The organism is Streptomyces sp. NBC_00988, assembly GCF_045162645.1.
In the GTDB taxonomy this organism is placed as follows: domain Bacteria; phylum Actinomycetota; class Actinomycetes; order Streptomycetales; family Streptomycetaceae; genus Streptomyces.
Genome location: NZ_CP108730.1, coordinates 2,990,237 through 3,006,089, shown reverse-complemented (window position 1 = coordinate 3,006,089; position 15,853 = coordinate 2,990,237). Strand labels below are relative to the sequence as shown.

General features: G+C 70.1%; 15 protein-coding genes and 1 riboswitch. Of the genes, 12 read left to right on the top strand and 3 right to left on the bottom strand.

Annotated features, from left to right (window positions below; genetic code table 11):
• Window positions 1-36 precede the first annotated feature (36 nt).
• Together OG496_RS13590 and OG496_RS13585 are read left to right on the top strand one after the other, a co-directional pair.
• Window positions 37-1,314: an alginate lyase family protein gene (locus tag OG496_RS13590; protein WP_405971043.1), complete on the top strand. Its 1,278-nt coding sequence runs from the start codon at window positions 37-39 to the stop codon at window positions 1,312-1,314.
• A gap of 141 nt (window positions 1,315-1,455) precedes the next feature.
• Window positions 1,456-1,914 carry an acyl-CoA thioesterase gene (locus OG496_RS13585; RefSeq protein WP_405971042.1) on the top strand — a complete coding sequence of 153 codons (459 nt, stop codon included), beginning with the start codon at window positions 1,456-1,458 and terminating at the stop codon, window positions 1,912-1,914.
• On the opposite strand, the gene OG496_RS13580 is transcribed toward OG496_RS13585, so the two are convergent.
• Window positions 1,874-3,085 carry an MFS transporter gene (locus tag OG496_RS13580; RefSeq protein ID WP_405971041.1) on the bottom strand — a complete coding sequence of 404 codons (1,212 nt, stop codon included), beginning with the start codon at window positions 3,083-3,085 and terminating at the stop codon, window positions 1,874-1,876. The two genes, OG496_RS13585 and OG496_RS13580, sit on opposite strands and share 41 nt — an antisense overlap.
• Before the next feature lie 159 nt (window positions 3,086-3,244).
• Between OG496_RS13580 and OG496_RS13575 the strand changes: the two genes are divergently transcribed.
• The 10 genes from OG496_RS13575 to OG496_RS13530 all read left to right on the top strand — a co-directional run bounded on the left by OG496_RS13575 (window position 3,245) and on the right by OG496_RS13530 (window position 12,332).
• Window positions 3,245-4,486, top strand: a complete 1,242-nt coding sequence (locus OG496_RS13575) for an ROK family transcriptional regulator (protein ID WP_405971040.1) — start codon at window positions 3,245-3,247, stop codon at window positions 4,484-4,486.
• A 237-nt stretch (window positions 4,487-4,723) separates the two neighbouring features.
• Window positions 4,724-4,857, top strand: a riboswitch (FMN riboswitch).
• A 149-nt stretch (window positions 4,858-5,006) separates the two neighbouring features.
• Window positions 5,007-5,609 carry a riboflavin synthase gene (locus OG496_RS13570; protein WP_405971039.1) on the top strand — a complete coding sequence of 201 codons (603 nt, stop codon included), beginning with the start codon at window positions 5,007-5,009 and terminating at the stop codon, window positions 5,607-5,609.
• A complete protein-coding gene (locus tag OG496_RS13565) occupies window positions 5,606-6,250 on the top strand; it encodes a nicotinamide mononucleotide transporter family protein (RefSeq protein WP_366495443.1) in 645 nt (214 codons plus the stop codon). Before OG496_RS13570 ends, OG496_RS13565 begins: the two co-directional genes overlap by 4 nt.
• Window positions 6,247-7,536 (top strand): bifunctional 3,4-dihydroxy-2-butanone-4-phosphate synthase/GTP cyclohydrolase II, encoded by a 1,290-nt coding sequence (locus tag OG496_RS13560; RefSeq protein ID WP_366495442.1) that lies wholly within the window; start codon window positions 6,247-6,249, stop codon window positions 7,534-7,536. Before OG496_RS13565 ends, OG496_RS13560 begins: the two co-directional genes overlap by 4 nt.
• Before the next feature lie 33 nt (window positions 7,537-7,569).
• Window positions 7,570-8,055, top strand: a complete 486-nt coding sequence (gene ribH / locus OG496_RS13555; protein ID WP_019059681.1) for a 6,7-dimethyl-8-ribityllumazine synthase — start codon at window positions 7,570-7,572, stop codon at window positions 8,053-8,055.
• Window positions 8,056-8,089: 34 nt separating this feature from the next.
• Window positions 8,090-8,362 (top strand): phosphoribosyl-ATP diphosphatase, encoded by a 273-nt coding sequence (locus OG496_RS13550; protein ID WP_018534786.1) that lies wholly within the window; start codon window positions 8,090-8,092, stop codon window positions 8,360-8,362.
• 58 nt (window positions 8,363-8,420) lie between these two features.
• The gene (hisG, locus tag OG496_RS13545) at window positions 8,421-9,278 is read left to right on the top strand and encodes an ATP phosphoribosyltransferase (RefSeq protein WP_327405484.1); all 858 of its coding nucleotides are present in this window, start codon (window positions 8,421-8,423) and stop codon (window positions 9,276-9,278) included.
• A 26-nt stretch (window positions 9,279-9,304) separates the two neighbouring features.
• Window positions 9,305-9,748: a PH domain-containing protein gene (locus OG496_RS13540; protein WP_366495440.1), complete on the top strand. Its 444-nt coding sequence runs from the start codon at window positions 9,305-9,307 to the stop codon at window positions 9,746-9,748.
• A 176-nt stretch (window positions 9,749-9,924) separates the two neighbouring features.
• Window positions 9,925-11,259, top strand: coding sequence for a hemolysin family protein (locus OG496_RS13535; protein ID WP_405971038.1), 1,335 nt, complete (start codon window positions 9,925-9,927; stop codon window positions 11,257-11,259).
• Window positions 11,256-12,332, top strand: coding sequence for a hemolysin family protein (locus OG496_RS13530; protein WP_399396194.1), 1,077 nt, complete (start codon window positions 11,256-11,258; stop codon window positions 12,330-12,332). Before OG496_RS13535 ends, OG496_RS13530 begins: the two co-directional genes overlap by 4 nt.
• A 406-nt stretch (window positions 12,333-12,738) precedes the next feature.
• Here the strand turns inward: OG496_RS13530 and OG496_RS13525 are convergent, their stop codons facing one another.
• Window positions 12,739-14,604 (bottom strand): AAA family ATPase, encoded by a 1,866-nt coding sequence (locus OG496_RS13525; protein WP_366495437.1) that lies wholly within the window; start codon window positions 14,602-14,604, stop codon window positions 12,739-12,741.
• Window positions 14,605-15,038: 434 nt separating this feature from the next.
• The gene (locus OG496_RS13520) at window positions 15,039-15,659 is read right to left on the bottom strand and encodes a uridine kinase (protein ID WP_405971037.1); all 621 of its coding nucleotides are present in this window, start codon (window positions 15,657-15,659) and stop codon (window positions 15,039-15,041) included.
• Window positions 15,660-15,853 lie beyond the last annotated feature (194 nt).

Sequence of the window (15,853 nt, the reverse complement as noted above, 5' to 3'; positions counted from 1 at the left end):
ATGAACTGCGTTCACGTATCTGATCGGAGTTGATCGGTGAGTGCAAAGTCGAGTGCCAGATCCCGGCTGGGCGTCCTTCTCGCCGCCGTGGCCACACTCACGGCTGTCGTCGTCCCCTCGGCCGCCGCACACGCGGCGCCGGCCGTCCCCAGGACCGCCGTCCTCGACGGCACCCGCCTCCAGCAGACCAAGCTCCGCCTGGACCGCGGCGATCCCCAACTCCGGCGGGCACTCAAGCAGTTGACGACCCGAGCCGACAACTGGCTGCACCAGGGCCCCTGGACGGTCGTGGACAAGCCGAAGCCCGCCCCCGGCGGGGATGTTCACGACTACCTGAGCCAGGCGCCCTACTGGTGGCCCACGACCACCCCGACCGCCGACAACCCGTGGGGCTGCCCGTACGTCCAGCGCGACGGCCAGCGCAACCCCGAGGTCGACACGGGAACCGACCGCCAGGACGTGGAGAAGGTCTTCGACTCGACCTACGACCTCGCGCTCGCCTGGTACTACACCGGCGACAAGCGCTACGCGCACAAGGCCGACCAGGTCCTGCGCACCTGGTTCCTCGACCCGGCCACGAAGATGAACCCCAACCTGGACCACGCCCAGTTCATCCCCTGCAAGTACGACGGCCGCGCCATCGGCATCATCGACTTCTCCCAGTCGTACACCAGCGTCGTCGACGCCATCGCGATCCTCGGCACCGGCGCCCCCGGCTGGACGAGGAACGACCGTACGGCGATGGCCGGTTGGAACTCCGACTTCCTCGGCTGGCTGAAGAACAGCGCCTTCGGCAAGGAGGAGGGCGCCGCCGCCAACAACCACGGCACCTTCTACGACATGGAGTTGGCCGCCCTCGCCTACGCGACCGGGGACAAGGCGCTGGCCAGGCGAACCGTGCTGGACGCGCGTGCCAAACGCATCGACCCGCAGATCGCGGGCGACGGCAGCCAGCCGCAGGAGCTTGCGCGGACGCGGAGTTGGCACTACTCGACCTTCGACCTGGTCGCGTACACCCGGCTCGCGGCCATCGGCCGGCACGTGGGTGTGAACCTGTGGACCTATCAAGGGCCGGACGGACAGGGCCTGTTGAAGGCGGTGGACTATCTGCTGCCCGCCGCGACCGGGGCCGCCGCGTGGTCGCATCCGGAGCTGGAGTTCTACCGGTACGCGGCGAGCGACGTCGTCCACGCGGCGGCCGACGCGGGGGACGCGAAGGCGAAGGCCGCCCTGCCGAAGCTGGAGGCGCCGCCCGGCGGTGACCTGTGGGCGCTGCGTCCGGCGGCCGAGCAGCTGGACTCGATCGCCGGTTGACCGGCCCTCCGTAGGCCTCCCGTAGCCACCCTTGGGCCCGTCTGACCAGGGCCTTCCCGACAGGGGCTCCTGAGCGGTCGCTTAGAATGGGGCGTCCCCACAGTCTCCACCGCCCCACCAGCGCCGCTCGGGAGTCCCGCCGTGACCGTCGAAAGCCCGCCCGCCACCGCCCTGTCCTACGGCCAACTCGTCGCCGTCACCGTGCACTTCGACGACCTCGACGCGCTCGGCATGCTGCACAACGCCCGCTATCCGCTCCTCGTCGAGCGGGCGTGGACCGAGCTGTGGCAGGGGCACGGGGTCCGCTTCGACGGTGACTGGGCGAGCGCGGGTGACGCCTGCAACGTGGTGAAGGAACTGCTGATCAGCTACGAAGCGCCGGTCACCAGGCCGGGGGCGTACGCCGTACATCTGTGGCTGGACCGGCTGGGGACCACGGGACTGACGTACGGCTTCCGGTTCTGCTCGGCGGACGGAGCGACGACGTACGCGACCGGTACCCGGGTCCTCGTCCGGCTGGACGCGGGGACGTTGCGCCCCGCGCCCTGGAGCGAGGGGTTCAGGGCCGTGGGCCGGACACTGCTGCGCTCGGCGGGCTGACCTTCGGGCGGTCGCGGTCCCCGGCGCGGAGCACGCCCGCGAAGACCACGAGCCCGCCCGCCAACACCGTGACCAGGCAGAACGACACGACCAGGCTCGTCGCCTGCGCCACCCCGCCGATCAGGCTCGGCGCGACAAGACCCGAGGTGTAGGTGATCGTCGCGACGCCCGCGATGGCCTGGCTCGGGTTGGGGCCGCTGCGGCCCGCCGCCGCGAAGCAGAGCGGGACGACCACGGCGATGCCGAGACCGAGCAGCGCGAAGCCGATCATTGTCAGCGCCGGGTTCTCCGCGAGGACGATCAGCAGCCCGCCGAACACGGACAGCACCCCGCCCGCGCGGACCGTGCGTACAGAGCCGAAGCGGTTGACGACCCCGTCGCCGACCAGCCGGGCCACCGCCATCGTCAGCATGAAGCCGGTCGTCGAGGCCGCCGCGAGCCCGGCCGACGTACCCAACTGGTCCTTCAGGAACACCGCCGACCAGTCCAGGCTCGCCCCCTCCGCGAACACCGCGCAGAAGCCCACCGCGCCGATGAGCAGCGCGGACTTCGGTGGCAGCGTGAACCGGGGCGGTGCCTCCTCCTCGACGCCCGGGGGGATGTCCAGCACCCAGTGGCAGGCGGTCACACCGAGCACGGTGAGGATCACGGCGGCGATCAGGTGGTGCACGCGCGCGTCCGAGCCGAGGTGCGCGGCGAGGGTGCCGCCCGCCGAACCGATCAGGGCGCCCGCGCTCCACATGCCGTGCAGGCTCGACATGATCGACTTGTCGAGGAGGCGCTCGATCTCGACACCGAGCGCGTTCATCGCGACGTCGGCCATGCCCGCGCTCGCGCCGTACGTGAACATCGCCAGGCACAGGGTGACCAGGTTGGGCGCGAGGGACGGCAGGATCAGGGACATCGTCCACATGGCGATCAGCCCGCGCAGTGCCGTACGGCTGCCGAAGCGGTGGGTGATCCAGCCGGCCAGCGGCATCGAGCAGGAGGCGCCGAACGCCCCGAAGGCGAGGGCGAACCCGAGCCAGCCGGCGGCGACGTGCGCGTGCTCCTGGATCCACGGCACCCGGGTCGCGAACGAGCCGGTGACCGCGCCGTGCACGGCGAAGACGGCCGCCACGGCGTACCGGGCACGCTTCACCTCGTGTCGGTCGTAGACCACTTCGCTCATTGTCGGCCCCTCCTGCTGTGCGCGTCCCCGCCGCCGTCAAAGTCCCTGCTCGCGTGTTCTCGTCCCGCTCGCGCCGGGTAAACTATCAGGAACCCTGCCTGATAGAAAGAGAATTACCGGCCGCCCGCCGCACCCCCTCGATCTGGGAGGATTCCCGGCATGCCCGCATCCCCGAGCACCGCCCGGGCCATCAACGACCGGCTCGCCCTGCGCCTCCTGCAGCAAGAAGGCCCGCTGACGGCAGGGCAGTTGAAGCAGCTCACCGGACTCTCCCGGCCGACCGTCGCCGACCTCGTCGAACGCCTCACGGCCTCCGGACTGATCGAGATGGTCGGCGAATCCGGGGAGCAACGGCGCGGTCCCAACGCCCGGTTGTACGGCATCGTCGGCAACCGTGCGTACCTGGCGGCGCTGGACGTCCGCATGGAGGGCGTCTCCGTGCTCGTCTCCGACCTGGTCGGCCGGGTACTCGCGGAGGCGTCGGTTCCGATCGACGGCGACTCGGGCACGGGCCCGGCGGTCGAACAGGCCGTGGCGCTGGTGGAACGCGCGGCGAAGGAGGCGGGCGCGGAACACCTTCACACGGTGTGCGTCGGCGCCCCCGGCCTCATCGACCCGGCCACCGGCGAACTCCGCGACACCACCGGCCTCCCTGCCTGGCACCGCCGCCTGGTCGCCGCCCTCCACGAACGCCTCCCCGGCACCCGCATCGTCGCCGAGAACGAGACCAACCTCGCGGCGCTGGCGGAACAACGCGACGGCGCGGCCCACGACCGGGACACGTTCGTACTGCTCTGGCTGGGCATGGGGATCGGTGCGGCGGTGGTGTTGGACGGGATGTTGCGCAGGGGTGCGTCGGGGGGTGCGGGCGAGATCGGTTTTCTTCCCGTGCCGGGGACGCGGGGGCTCCCTTCGTCGACGGACTGCGAAGGGGGTTTCCACTCGCTGGCGGGCGCGGGGGCGGTACTTGAACTGGCCCGGGAGTGTGGGGTGTTGGGGGCTGAAGGCGCCGAGGGGGGCGGTGCGGCGGAGGTCGTGCGGCGGGCGGTCGCGGGGGTGGGCGGGGGCGAGCCGGGTGCCGGGGGAGGCGCGGATGACGCTCCCGACAGTGCCTCCGCCCCCGACCACCCTTCCGCCGCCCGCTTCCTGGACGCCCTCGCCGACCGCCTCGCCCTCGGGGTCGCTTCAGTCGTCGCGCTGCTGGACCCCGGGTGCGTGGTTCTCGGCGGCGAGGTCGGACAGGCCGGCGGCGACGAACTCGCCGTACGGGTCGCCGAGCGGATCGTCCGTATGTCCCCGTTGCCCGCAGAGGTGCGGCCGAGCGTCCTCGGCGGCGCGGCCGTGCTGCGCGGCGCGCTGCTGACGGCTCAGGACGGCGCGCAGGGCGAGTTGTTCGGATAGCCGGCCGGGCGCGTGGTCGCACCTGGCCTGAGTGGCCCGGCGGTGGGCAAGGGCCGTCGTCACCACCGCCGGACCGGTCCAGGGGTGTCCCCTCCGGAGATCCGAAAAGGACTAGACCAGATGATCCAGCAGGTAGGGGCCCCTTGAGAAGGGCGGCGGCACTGTCTGTGAGCCAGCCCACACCCTTCACCTGGATGGACCCTTGCCGGGCGTGGCACACTGGCCGTGTACCAGAAGCAGCGCACTCCGGGGTCGGTGAAAGTCCGAACCGGCGGTTACAGTCCGCGACCCGTCCGTGTTGTTCAGCGGCCGGTTGACCAGGTGGAATTCCTGGACCGACGGTTAAAGTCCGGATGGGAGGCAGTGCGCGGCGGGCGGGCATTCGTGCGCGCCGCCGTATCGGCTCGTCCTGTGTGGACGGGTTCTGTCCGGCGTCGTTCCCGGTGTTCTCGTCCGTTTCATTCTGTCGTCTTCGACAGGCCCCGGAGTCCGTGCCCTATGAGGCAGGAGGACCCGGGAAGTGTTCACCGGAATCGTCGAAGAGCTGGGTGAGGTCACCGCCGTCGAGAGTCTCGACGACGCGTCCCGCTTTCGTCTGCGCGGCCCCATCGTCACCGAGGGCGCGAAGCACGGCGACTCCATCGCCGTGAACGGCGTCTGTCTCACCGTCGTCGAGCACGAGGGTGACGAGTTCACCGCCGACGTCATGGCCGAGACCCTGAACCGCTCCAGCCTCGGCGCCCTCGCCGTCGGCTCCCGCGTCAACCTCGAACGCCCCATGGCCCTCGGCGCCCGCCTCGGCGGCCACATCGTGCAGGGTCATGTCGACGGCACCGGCGCGGTGTTGGAGCGCAAGCCGTCCGAGAACTGGGAGCTCGTCAAGATCTCCCTCCCGGCCGACCTCACGCGCTACGTCGTCGAGAAGGGCTCCATCACCGTCGACGGCATCAGCCTCACCGTCGTCGACGCGGGCCCCGACTACTTCACCGTCAGCCTCATCCCCACCACCCTCGGTCTGACCACGCTCGGCCTCAAGCAGCCCGGCGACCCGGTCAATCTCGAAGTCGACGTCATCGCCAAGTACGTGGAGCGGCTGATGGGCCCGCGCGGGGTGACCCCGTGAACTGGCTCAACTCCGAGGCCTTCGTCCTGTTCGGCCAGCACATCAAGTGGTCGGACATGATCGGCAACGTCATCGGACTGATCGGCCTCGCCTTCGGCTGGCGGCGGTCCATCTGGAGCTGGCCCACCCAGTTCGTCTCCGGCGTGATCCTCTTCGCCGCGTTCGCCACCGCCCACCTCTCCGGCAGCGCCGGCAAGCAGGTCGTCGTCATGGTCGTCGCGGTCTACGGCTGGTGGCAGTGGAACCGCGGCGGCGGCGGCTCCGCCGACGGCCACATCACCCCCCGCTTCGCCACCTGGCGCGAGCGCGCGATCCTGGCCGGCTCCGCCGCCGTAGGGACCGTGGCGGTGGCGGCCCTCTTCAAGGCGTACCCCTCGCTCTCCTGGGACCCGTGGCCCGACGCCTACATCTTCGTCGGCACCGTCGTCGCGATGTACGCCCAGGCCCGCGGCATGGTCGAGTTCTGGTTCGCCTGGCTCCTCGTCGACCTCGTCGGCGTCCCCCTCAACTTCGCCAACGGCTTCGCGTTCTCCGGCTTCGTCTACGTCATCTACGGCGCACTCGTCCTGTGGGGCATGCGCGACTGGTGGCTGCGCTCCCGCAAGACCCCGCAGCCCGTCCTGGAAGGAGCGCCGGCATGACAGCGGCACCGATCCTGTACAGCACAGACGGTTTCGAGGACTTCTCCCTCGACCCGGTCGAGCAGGCCATCGCCGACATCGCGGCCGGCCGCCCGGTCGTGGTCGTCGACGACGAGGACCGCGAGAACGAGGGCGACCTCGTCATCGCCGCCGAGAAGGCCACCCCCGAGATCATCGCGTTCATGATGAGCGAGTGCCGCGGCCTGATCTGCGCCCCCATGGAGGGCGACGAGCTGGACCGGCTCCGGCTCCCGCAGATGGTCGAGGACAACACCGAGTCCATGAAAACCGCGTTCACAGTCTCCGTGGACGCCTCGCCTGTTCACGGTGTGACCACCGGTATCTCGGCCTCCGACCGCGCGACCACGCTTCAGGTCCTCGCGAGCGGCAACGCCCAGGCCGACGACCTCGTCCGCCCCGGCCACATCTTCCCGCTGCGCGCCCGCTCCGGCGGCGTGCTGGTCCGCAACGGCCACACCGAGGCCGCCGTAGACCTCGCCCGCCTCGCGGGCCTGCGCCCGGCCGGCGCGATCGTCGAGATCGCGGGCGAGGACGGCCGTATGCTCCGCCTCCCCGAACTGATCCCCTTCGCCCGCAAGCACGGCCTGACGATCATCTCCATCGAGGACCTGATCACCTACCGCCAGGCTGCCGAACCCACCGTCCGCCGCGAGGCCGAGGTCCAACTGCCCACCCGCCACGGCCAGTTCACGGCCTACGGCTACCGCTCCACTGTGGACGGCGTCGAGCACGTCGCCCTCGTCCACGGCGAGATCGGCGACGGCGAGGACGTCCTCGTCCGCGTCCACTCCGAGTGCCTCACCGGTGACGTCTTCCACTCCCTGCGCTGCGACTGCGGCCCCCAGCTGGAGGCATCCCTGGAGCGCATCCAGGAGGAGGGCAGGGGAGTGGTCGTCTACCTGCGCGGCCACGAGGGACGCGGCATCGGCCTGCTCTCCAAGCTCCGGGCGTACGAACTCCAGGAGCGGGGCCGGGACACCCTCGACGCCAACCTGGAGCTCGGCCTGCCCGCCGACGCCCGGGACTACGGCGCCGGCGCGCAGATCCTGGAGGACCTCGGCGTCCACAGCCTGCGCCTGATGACCAACAACCCCGACAAGACCGACGCGCTCGTCCGGCACGGCCTCAAGGTCACCGGCCGGGAGCCGATGCCCGTACAGGCGGGCGAGCACAACCTCCGCTACCTGCGCACCAAGCGGGACCGGATGGGGCACGACCTGCCCTGGCTGGACACGGCCCCCGTGTCCACCTGCGGCAACCAGTAACCACGTCATCGCACTGCTAGGAGACAAGAGAACGTGAGCGGCAAGGGCGCACCCGAACTGTCCGTACGCAACGTCGGAGACCTGCGGGTCGCCGTCATCGCGGCGCAGTGGCACGAAAAGGTGATGGACGGTCTGGTGGACGGCGCCCTGCGCGCCCTGCACGACCTGGGGATCGACGAGCCGACCCTCCTGAGGGTCCCCGGCAGCTGGGAACTCCCGGTCGTGGCAAAGGTGTTGGCGGGCCGGGGCTACGACGCGATCGTCGCCCTCGGCGTCGTCATCCGGGGTGGCACCCCGCACTTCGAGTACGTGTGCCAGGGCGTGGTCCAGGGCCTCACCCAGGTCTCGGTCGAGACCGGCGTCCCCGTCGGCATGGGCGTCCTGACCTGCGACACCGAGGAGCAGGCCCTGGACCGGGCCGGCCTGGAGGGCTCGAACGAGGACAAGGGGCACGAGGCGGTGACCGCGGCCGTCGCGACGGCGGCCACGCTCCGCTCAGTATCTGAACCGTGGCGTTAAGCCCACGATTGTTTGCAATAGGGTGGGCGGCATCATGTCCAATAAGACGTTCGAGGAGCTGTTCACCGAGCTCCAGCAGAAGGCCGCCACCGGCGACCCCGCCACTTCCCGCACCGCAGAGCTGGTCGGCAAGGGCGTCCATGCCATCGGCAAGAAGGTCGTGGAAGAGGCCGCCGAAGTGTGGATGGCCGCAGAGTACGAGGGCAAGGAGGCGGCCGCCGAGGAGATCTCGCAGCTGCTCTACCACGTCCAGGTGATGATGGTCGCCCGCGGAATCTCGCTGGACGACGTCTACGCCCACCTGTAGAACCTCTGAAGAACATTAGAGACAGTTCACCCCTTTTCTCGCGAAGGAAGCCGACCTCATGCTGCGCATCGCCGTCCCCAACAAGGGTTCCCTGTCAGGACCTGCGGCGGACATGCTGCATGAGGCCGGCTACCAGCAGCGCCGGGAGTCCAAGGAACTGCGGATCGTCGACCCGGTCAACGAGGTCGAGTTCTTCTACCTCCGCCCCCGCGACATCGCGATCTACGTCTCCTCCGGCCGCCTCGACATCGGCATCACCGGCCGCGACCTGCTGATCGACTCCGGCGCGAGCGCCGAGCCGATCCTCCCGCTCGGCTTCGCCCGCTCCACGTTCCGCTTCGCCTCCAAGCCGGGCGCCGCGAACACCCTCGCGGACCTCAAGGGCAAGACGGTCGCCACCTCGTACGAGGGCATCGTCGCCAAGTACCTCGCGGACAACGGCGTCGACGCCTCCGTCGTCCACCTCGACGGCGCCGTCGAGACCGCCATCGAACTCGGCGTCGCCGAGGTCATCGCGGACGTCGTCGAGACCGGAACGTCCTTGCGCAACGCGGGACTTGAGGTCTTCGGCGACCCGATCATGAAGTCCGAGGCCGTCGTCATCCGCCGCACCGGCGCCGAGACCGACGACACCGCCGAGCCCAAGGTCCAGCAGTTCCTGCGCCGCCTCCAGGGCGTCCTCGTCGCCCGGACGTACGTGATGATGGACTACGACTGCCGGGTCGAGCAGCTGGAGAAGGCCGTCGCGCTCACCCCCGGCCTGGAGTCCCCGACCGTCTCCCCGCTGCACAACGAGGGCTGGGTCGCCGTCCGCGCGATGGTCCCCGCCAAGGAGGCGCAGCGGATCATGGACGACCTGTACGACATCGGGGCCCGGGCCATCCTGACGACGGCCATCCACGCCTGCCGTCTCTGAGGAACACGCCGAGGACCACGCCGATCATGTCCGAACTCCCCGCCCTGCCGGTCACGTTCCGGCCGGGCCGCACCCGTGCCGTGCTGCTCACCGCAGGCATCGCGATCTTCGTCGTCATCACGACCGTCGCTCTGCTCCTGGAGCAGCTCACCCCGGGGGAGAAGCTCAGCTTCGTCCTCACCGGTGCCCTCCTCTTCGCCGTGCTGGCCATGCTCGCCCGGGTGAAGGTCGTCGCCGACGAGTCCGGTGTCACCGTCGTGAACATCGTCAGCAGGCGCCGGCTGGCGTGGGCCGAGATCCTCCAGGTGAATCTGCGCCCCGGTGATCCCTGGGTGTTCCTGAACCTCAGCGACGGCACCAGCCTGCCCGTGCTCGGCATCCAGCCCGGTATCGCCAAGCAGCGGGCCATCGCCGACGCGCGCGCTCTGAGGGCGCTCGCCGAGGACCGGTCGCTGAGGGATCTGCCGTAGAGGGCCATGTCTTGATTAATCTGTTGTCGGTGGCGTTTTTCGTTCCCGCCTCCGCCACCGATGTTCCCCCCTGTCTTCAGAGGCACCCTGCGACCCGAGGAGTGACTCCCTCCAGCGATGGACGGATCGTCCTGTAGTACCTGCGCCGCCCCCTCCCGACATATCGAGGCGGCGGCATGACCATCCCCTTGTTGCTCCTCGGAGCGGCGATGCTGCTGATTCTGGCCAACGGATTCTTCGTCGCGGCCGAGTTCGGACTCGTCACCGTGGAGCGTCCCGAGGCCGAGAAGGCCGCCGCCGAGGGCGACCGACGGGCCGCCACGGTCGTCGAGTCGCTCAAGGAGCTGTCCTTCCAGCTCTCCGGCACCCAGCTCGGCATCACCATCACCTCGCTGGTCGTCGGCATGCTCGCCGAACCGGCCCTCGCGGAGCTGCTGCACGGCCCGTTCAGCGCGATCGGCATCCCCGAGGGCGCCGTCTCCGGCGTCGCCGTGGTCGTCGGCATGCTGCTGGCCTCCGCTGTGCAGATGGTGATCGGTGAGCTGGTGCCCAAGAACTGGGCGGTGTCGCGACCGCTCCAGGTCGCACGCTTCGTCGCCGCACCACAGCACGCTTTCGCGAAGCTGTTCCGCCCGGTGATCGCCGCGCTGAACACGGTCGCCAACAAGCTCGTCCGTGCGCTGGGCGTCGAGCCCACCGCGGAGCTGGCCTCCGCCCGCACCCCCGGCGAACTCGTTTCCCTGGCCCGGCACTCGGCGCAGGCCGGCACGCTGGAGCAGGACACCGCCGATCTCTTCGTACGGACGCTGTCGCTGGGCGAGTTGACCGCGCAGCACGTGATGACCCCGCGCGTGAAGGTCAGCGCGCTGCAGTCGTCGGCGACCGCCGAGGACGTGGTCAACCTGACCCGCGCCACCGGTCTGTCCCGCTTCCCCGTCTACCGCGAGAAGATCGACGAGATCGTCGGCATGGTCCACCTCAAGGACGCGCTGGCCGTACCCTCGCACGCTCGACTCCGCACGTCCGTCACCAGCATCGCCAAGTCCCCGGTACTGGTCCCCGAGACCCTGCCCGTCCAGCCCCTCCTCGCCCGGCTGCGCAGCGAACAGCCGATCGCCGTCGTCGTCGACGAATACGGCGGTACGGCCGGGGTGGTCACCCTGGAGGACATCGTCGAGGAACTCGTCGGCGAGGTCCGCGACGAGCACGACGGCCAGGACGTCCCCGAACTCGCCGCGGCACCACCGGAGGACGGCAAACCGGCCTGGGACGCGGACGGCAGCTGCCGAGTCGACATCCTCCAACGCATAGGTCTGGACGTCCCCGAGGGCCCGTACGAGACGGTGGCCGGCCTGGTCGCCGACCTCCTCGGCCGCATCCCGGCCCCCGGCGACAAGGCCGAACTCCCAGGCTGGCGGCTCTCAGTCCGCCAGGTGGGCCACTACCGCGCCGAACGCGTCCGCCTGGTCCGCACGACTCCCGCGGTGAACGTCGTGGAGGCGGCCCGATGACCGTCCTCCAACTCCTCTTCGCCGTCCTGCTGGTGCTCGCCAACGGCTTCTTCGTCGGCGCCGAGTTCGCCCTCGTCTCCGTCCGCCGCAGCCAGATCGAACCCCTCAACACCGCCCGAGCCCGACAGGTCCTCTACGGCCTTGAGCGGCTGCCGCAGATGATGGCGGCGGCCCAATTCGGCATCACCGTCTGCTCGTTGACGCTGGGCGCGGTCGCCGAGCCGACGGTCGCACACGTTCTGGAACCGGTCTTCGAGTGGATGCACCTGCCCGAGGGCATGATCCACCCCCTCGGCTACATCCTCGCGCTCGCCGCGGTCGTCTTCTTCCACCTCGTCATCGGCGAGATGGTCCCGAAGAACCTCGCGATGGCCGCGCCGGAGAAGGCCGCGATGTGGCTCAGCCCAGGCCTGGTCGCCTTCGCCCGGATCTGCAAGCCGATCACCATCGCCCTCGGCGCCGTCGCCCAGGGCATCCTGCGCCTCTTCCACGTCGAACCCAAGGACGAGGTCGAGGCCGTCTTCACCAGCGAACAGCTCAACCGCCTGGTGGAGGACTCAGGGCAAGCCGGCCTCCTCGACCCCGAAGAACAGGAACGCCTGGAAGACGCCCTGGAGTTGGGCTCCCGCCCGGTCACGGACGTCCTCCTGCGCCGCGAGAACCTGGTGACGGTCAGCCCCTCGGTCACCCCGGGCGAGATCGTCGCGTTGACCGCCCGCACCGGCTACTCCCGCTTCCCGATCGCCGCGGAGACCGGCGCCTTCATGGGCTACCTCCACGTCAAGGACGTCCTGGACCTGGAGGAATCCGAACGAGCGGTCCCCCAACAGATCTGGCGCCCCATGACGACACTCCGGGCCGAACTCCCCCTGGACGACGCCCTGACGGTCATGCGCCGAGCGGCCACCCACCTGGCCCAGGTGGCGGACGCCTCCGGCAAGGTACTCGGCCTGGTCGCCCTGGAGGACGTCCTGGAGCTACTGGTCGGCGAGGTGACGGACCCGGCCCACCGAGAGGTCCCGGCACCAGCACAACCACGCCCGACGGAACTCAAACAGGCGGTACCTGGCTGAGGCTCGAAGCGGGCGGTGTCCGGCTGGGGCCTGGAGCGGGCACCGCTCGGCTGAGGCCTGAGGCTGGCGGTGTCTGGCCTGGGGCCTGAAGTGGGCGGCGCCTGGATGGGGCCTGGAGCCAGCGGTGAGTGGCTCATGGCTTGAAGCCGGTGGTGAGTGGCTGAGCCTGAGGCCGTCGTCGCTTGGCTGAAGCGAGGACTGGAGCGGGCGTCGATCAGCCGGGGCCCGAGGCCGTCGTCGCTTGGCTGAGGTCTGGAGCCGGCGGCGCCCGACCGACGCCGGTTCCCCGTGCCCACTCAAGGGGCGCGGGGCTGTGTCGATTTGCGGCTCCGCCGCGTGGGCGCGACAAGCCACGACGAGCCCGCAGCCGCGAAGAGACGGATCCAACCGCGTCCTCGCGCCCCGCTCACATCCCGGCAGGCCCCGGCCCCCGCCCGGACAGCACCTCTCCGTATGCCTGCATCAGATCCGGCAACCGCAAGGTCGACAGGTCATCCCGCGACAACATCCCGGGATACACAGACAGCCGCAGATCCCGATACGCGCAGCTCTTCTCGTACAGGGTCCGCAGGAACCGCCCGTTCCCGAGCTCGTCGATCCACCCCTGGTCGACGACATGCCCGGCGATGGACCGCAGCTCGTCCAACGCCTCCTCGTCCCACACGTCACCGTTCTCCGCCGCCAACACCTCACCGATGGAGGTGAGTTCGAGCGGACGGTACGAAGGGAAGTCGACGCGAGTCGTGAAGCGGGACGACAACCCGGGGTTCGCGGCGAGCAGCCGGTCCATGCCCTCCGGATAGCCCGCCAGGATCACCACGAGGTGGTCGCGATTGTCCTCGGCCCGCTTCAACAGCACCTGCAAGGCCTCGTCGCCGTACGCATCGCCCTTGCCGTAACCGGAGTTGGAGAGCGAGTACGCCTCATCGACGAAGAGGACGCCACCGATCGCCGAGTCGATCAACTCGTTGGCCTTCACGGCCGTTTGACCCAGGTACTCACCCACCAGGTCCGCCCGCTGAGCCTCGACGAGATGGTCCCCGCCGAGCAGCCCGAGGGCGTAGAAGACCCGCCCGAGGATGCGCGCCACGGTGGTCTTGCCCGTACCCGAGGGCCCGGAGAAGACGAAGTGCCGTTTCGGCGGCTGGACCGGCAGCCCCTGCCCGGCCCGCAGCCGCGCCATGTTCAACTGGGCGGACAGCGCCTTGACTTGGCGCTTGACCGGCTCCAGCCCCACCATGCGCTCCAGCTCGTTGAGCGCCTCCTCCAGTAAGACGGGATCGGTGGGCCCCGTCGGCAGCGGCAGCACCGGATTCGAGGTCTTCTCCCGCACCGAGTCGCCCGCGGCGGCCAACGGCCCGGTCGGCGGAAGACCGGGCTCCGACAGCTTCAGATCCCGCCCCTCCGCGCCGAACAGCGGATCGAGCCCGTCCGGCCCCTCCAGCGCGTCCTGCCCGCCGGAGAGCGTGATCGCCGCGAGGTCGGTCACGTCCTCGGAGCCGTCGTACCCGTCGGAGTCGGTGATCGCGGCGAGCCGCGCCGAGGTGTCCATGAACGCGGGGTCGACGCGGTGCACCGCCCGGTACAGGGGGAGCGCGGCGGCGCTGCGCCCGGTGCCCTCGTGGGCCCGCGCCAGCCAGTACCGCAACTCCTTGCGCTGCGGCTGTTCGCTGCGGCAGCGCATCAGCGCCGAGGACAGCAGCGGCTCGGCCTGGCCGTACATCTCAAGGCGCACCCGGGCCATCCCGCCGAACAACCCGGCCTCGATGCCCAGGAGTTGATCATTGATCAGCGGATCCGTGTGCCGGACCAGCTGCTCCCAGTCCTTGACCAGATAGGCCCGGCACGCGTGCAGGAAGCGGACCTGGTGGTCGGTGTCCACGGGCGGCAGTCCCGCCAATGCCCGGTCCAGCTCCGGCACATGACGGCCGTCCAGCCAGTGCGAGGCGTGCGCGAGCAGCAGATCACGCGGACTCTCCAGCACGGGCTGCACCCACCAGCCCAGCCAGTACCAGGAGTTGAGCGTACGGCGGTGCCTGGTGCGCTGTTCCCCGAAGCGTTCCCGGTGCCGGTACATCCGCAGCAGCGCGGTCGTGGTGTCGACGCGCAGCGCGTGCAGTCCGAGCCAGCCGTCGGCCATCCCGGGATCCATCCGTACCGCGGTGCGGAACTCCTCCTCCGCCTGCGGATAAGCGCCCATCGTGTAGGCGTCCACGCCTCGCAGCCACGCGAGGTCGGCCGGGGCCTCGGGGCCCTGCGTGCCGAAGTCCATCACGTCCCCCCACAAACCGTGCCCCCGTTGATTCACCGCCGGGCCGGCGCCCGTCGGCAGTCTGGGTCGAACCGCTGTGCCGTGGACGGGAGTTGCCGTGGTGCGCGAAGCAGCCGTCCGTCGGTCGCACCCTGGGCATCGTACCTGCGGGGCAGTCGCCCATCGAAGGGTGCCGCACAGGCCGTTTGACGAGGTGGGAGCAGATGGGGCGCACTCAGGACGGTGACCCAGGGTGAGCAAATCACGGCTCGTAGCGGCCGGAAAACGTGCTGGGAGCAGAACGAAGCCCCCGATCACGGGGGAACAACCGGGGGCTTCGCGACTCTGGGCGGCTTCGAACCGGCCGCACATTCAGAACGTAAGACCTGTACGGCCCCTGGGTCAAGCCGAGTTGAGGCACTCAAGCAAGTTCGGGCGGAAGGGTCTTCACAAGTTCAGCACACTGCGGGCGGTCCGTCACCGTGGGTGACCTCATGGTCCGGTCCAACCGTCCCTGAGGGCCCCGCGAGCACCTCGTACCCCTTTCCCAACTGCCGTACCAGGAAGTCCGCGTGGGGGCGCGAAGGGTCTTTGGCGAAGTGTTCGTGTTCCGCCTCGACCCATCCGTCCCAGAAGCCCCGCTGCTCCGTTCCGTCCCGCAGCCGGCCCCGCGCCCAGGACTCCTCGCGGGGCAGTTCCATCCACAGCAGCCCCGCGAGGAACGGGCGCACCGCCCGGCGTCCGGCGCCGACACCCTCGACGAGGACCACGGGCGCGGGCACCAGCGCGCGGGGCGCGGCGAAGCGGCGGGCGTGCCAGTCGTAGGGGGCGTAGCGGGCGGTCTCGCCGCGGCCGAGCGGGGTGATCACCTGGCTCAGCAGCCGGCCGGTCCAGCCGAACAGTTCGTCGTGGGTGGCGAGGTCGTCCAGGTGCAGGACGGGGGCGCCGCCCAGGGCCTCGGCCAACTGCCCGGCGAACGTGGACTTCCCGGACCCCGCGTGCCCGTCGACGCCGACGAGCCGGACCGGGCCGCAGGACGGGGGCAGCCGGCTCAGACGGCGGGCGAGGTCGCGCATGGCTGGTCCCGGGAGGTCGTGGGGCGGGTGATGCCGCAGGTCACCGGGACAGTGTAGGGAGCGGTGGCTCCCGCCCCAGCTCATACCACTGGTCGATACCAATATTGGTGGGTGTGGCGAGGTTCGAAGTGCTGGCAGCGGAGTGCCCTGTGTGTTCATAGTGGGCGCACAGTCGTCCATTGGATCTGTCCCGA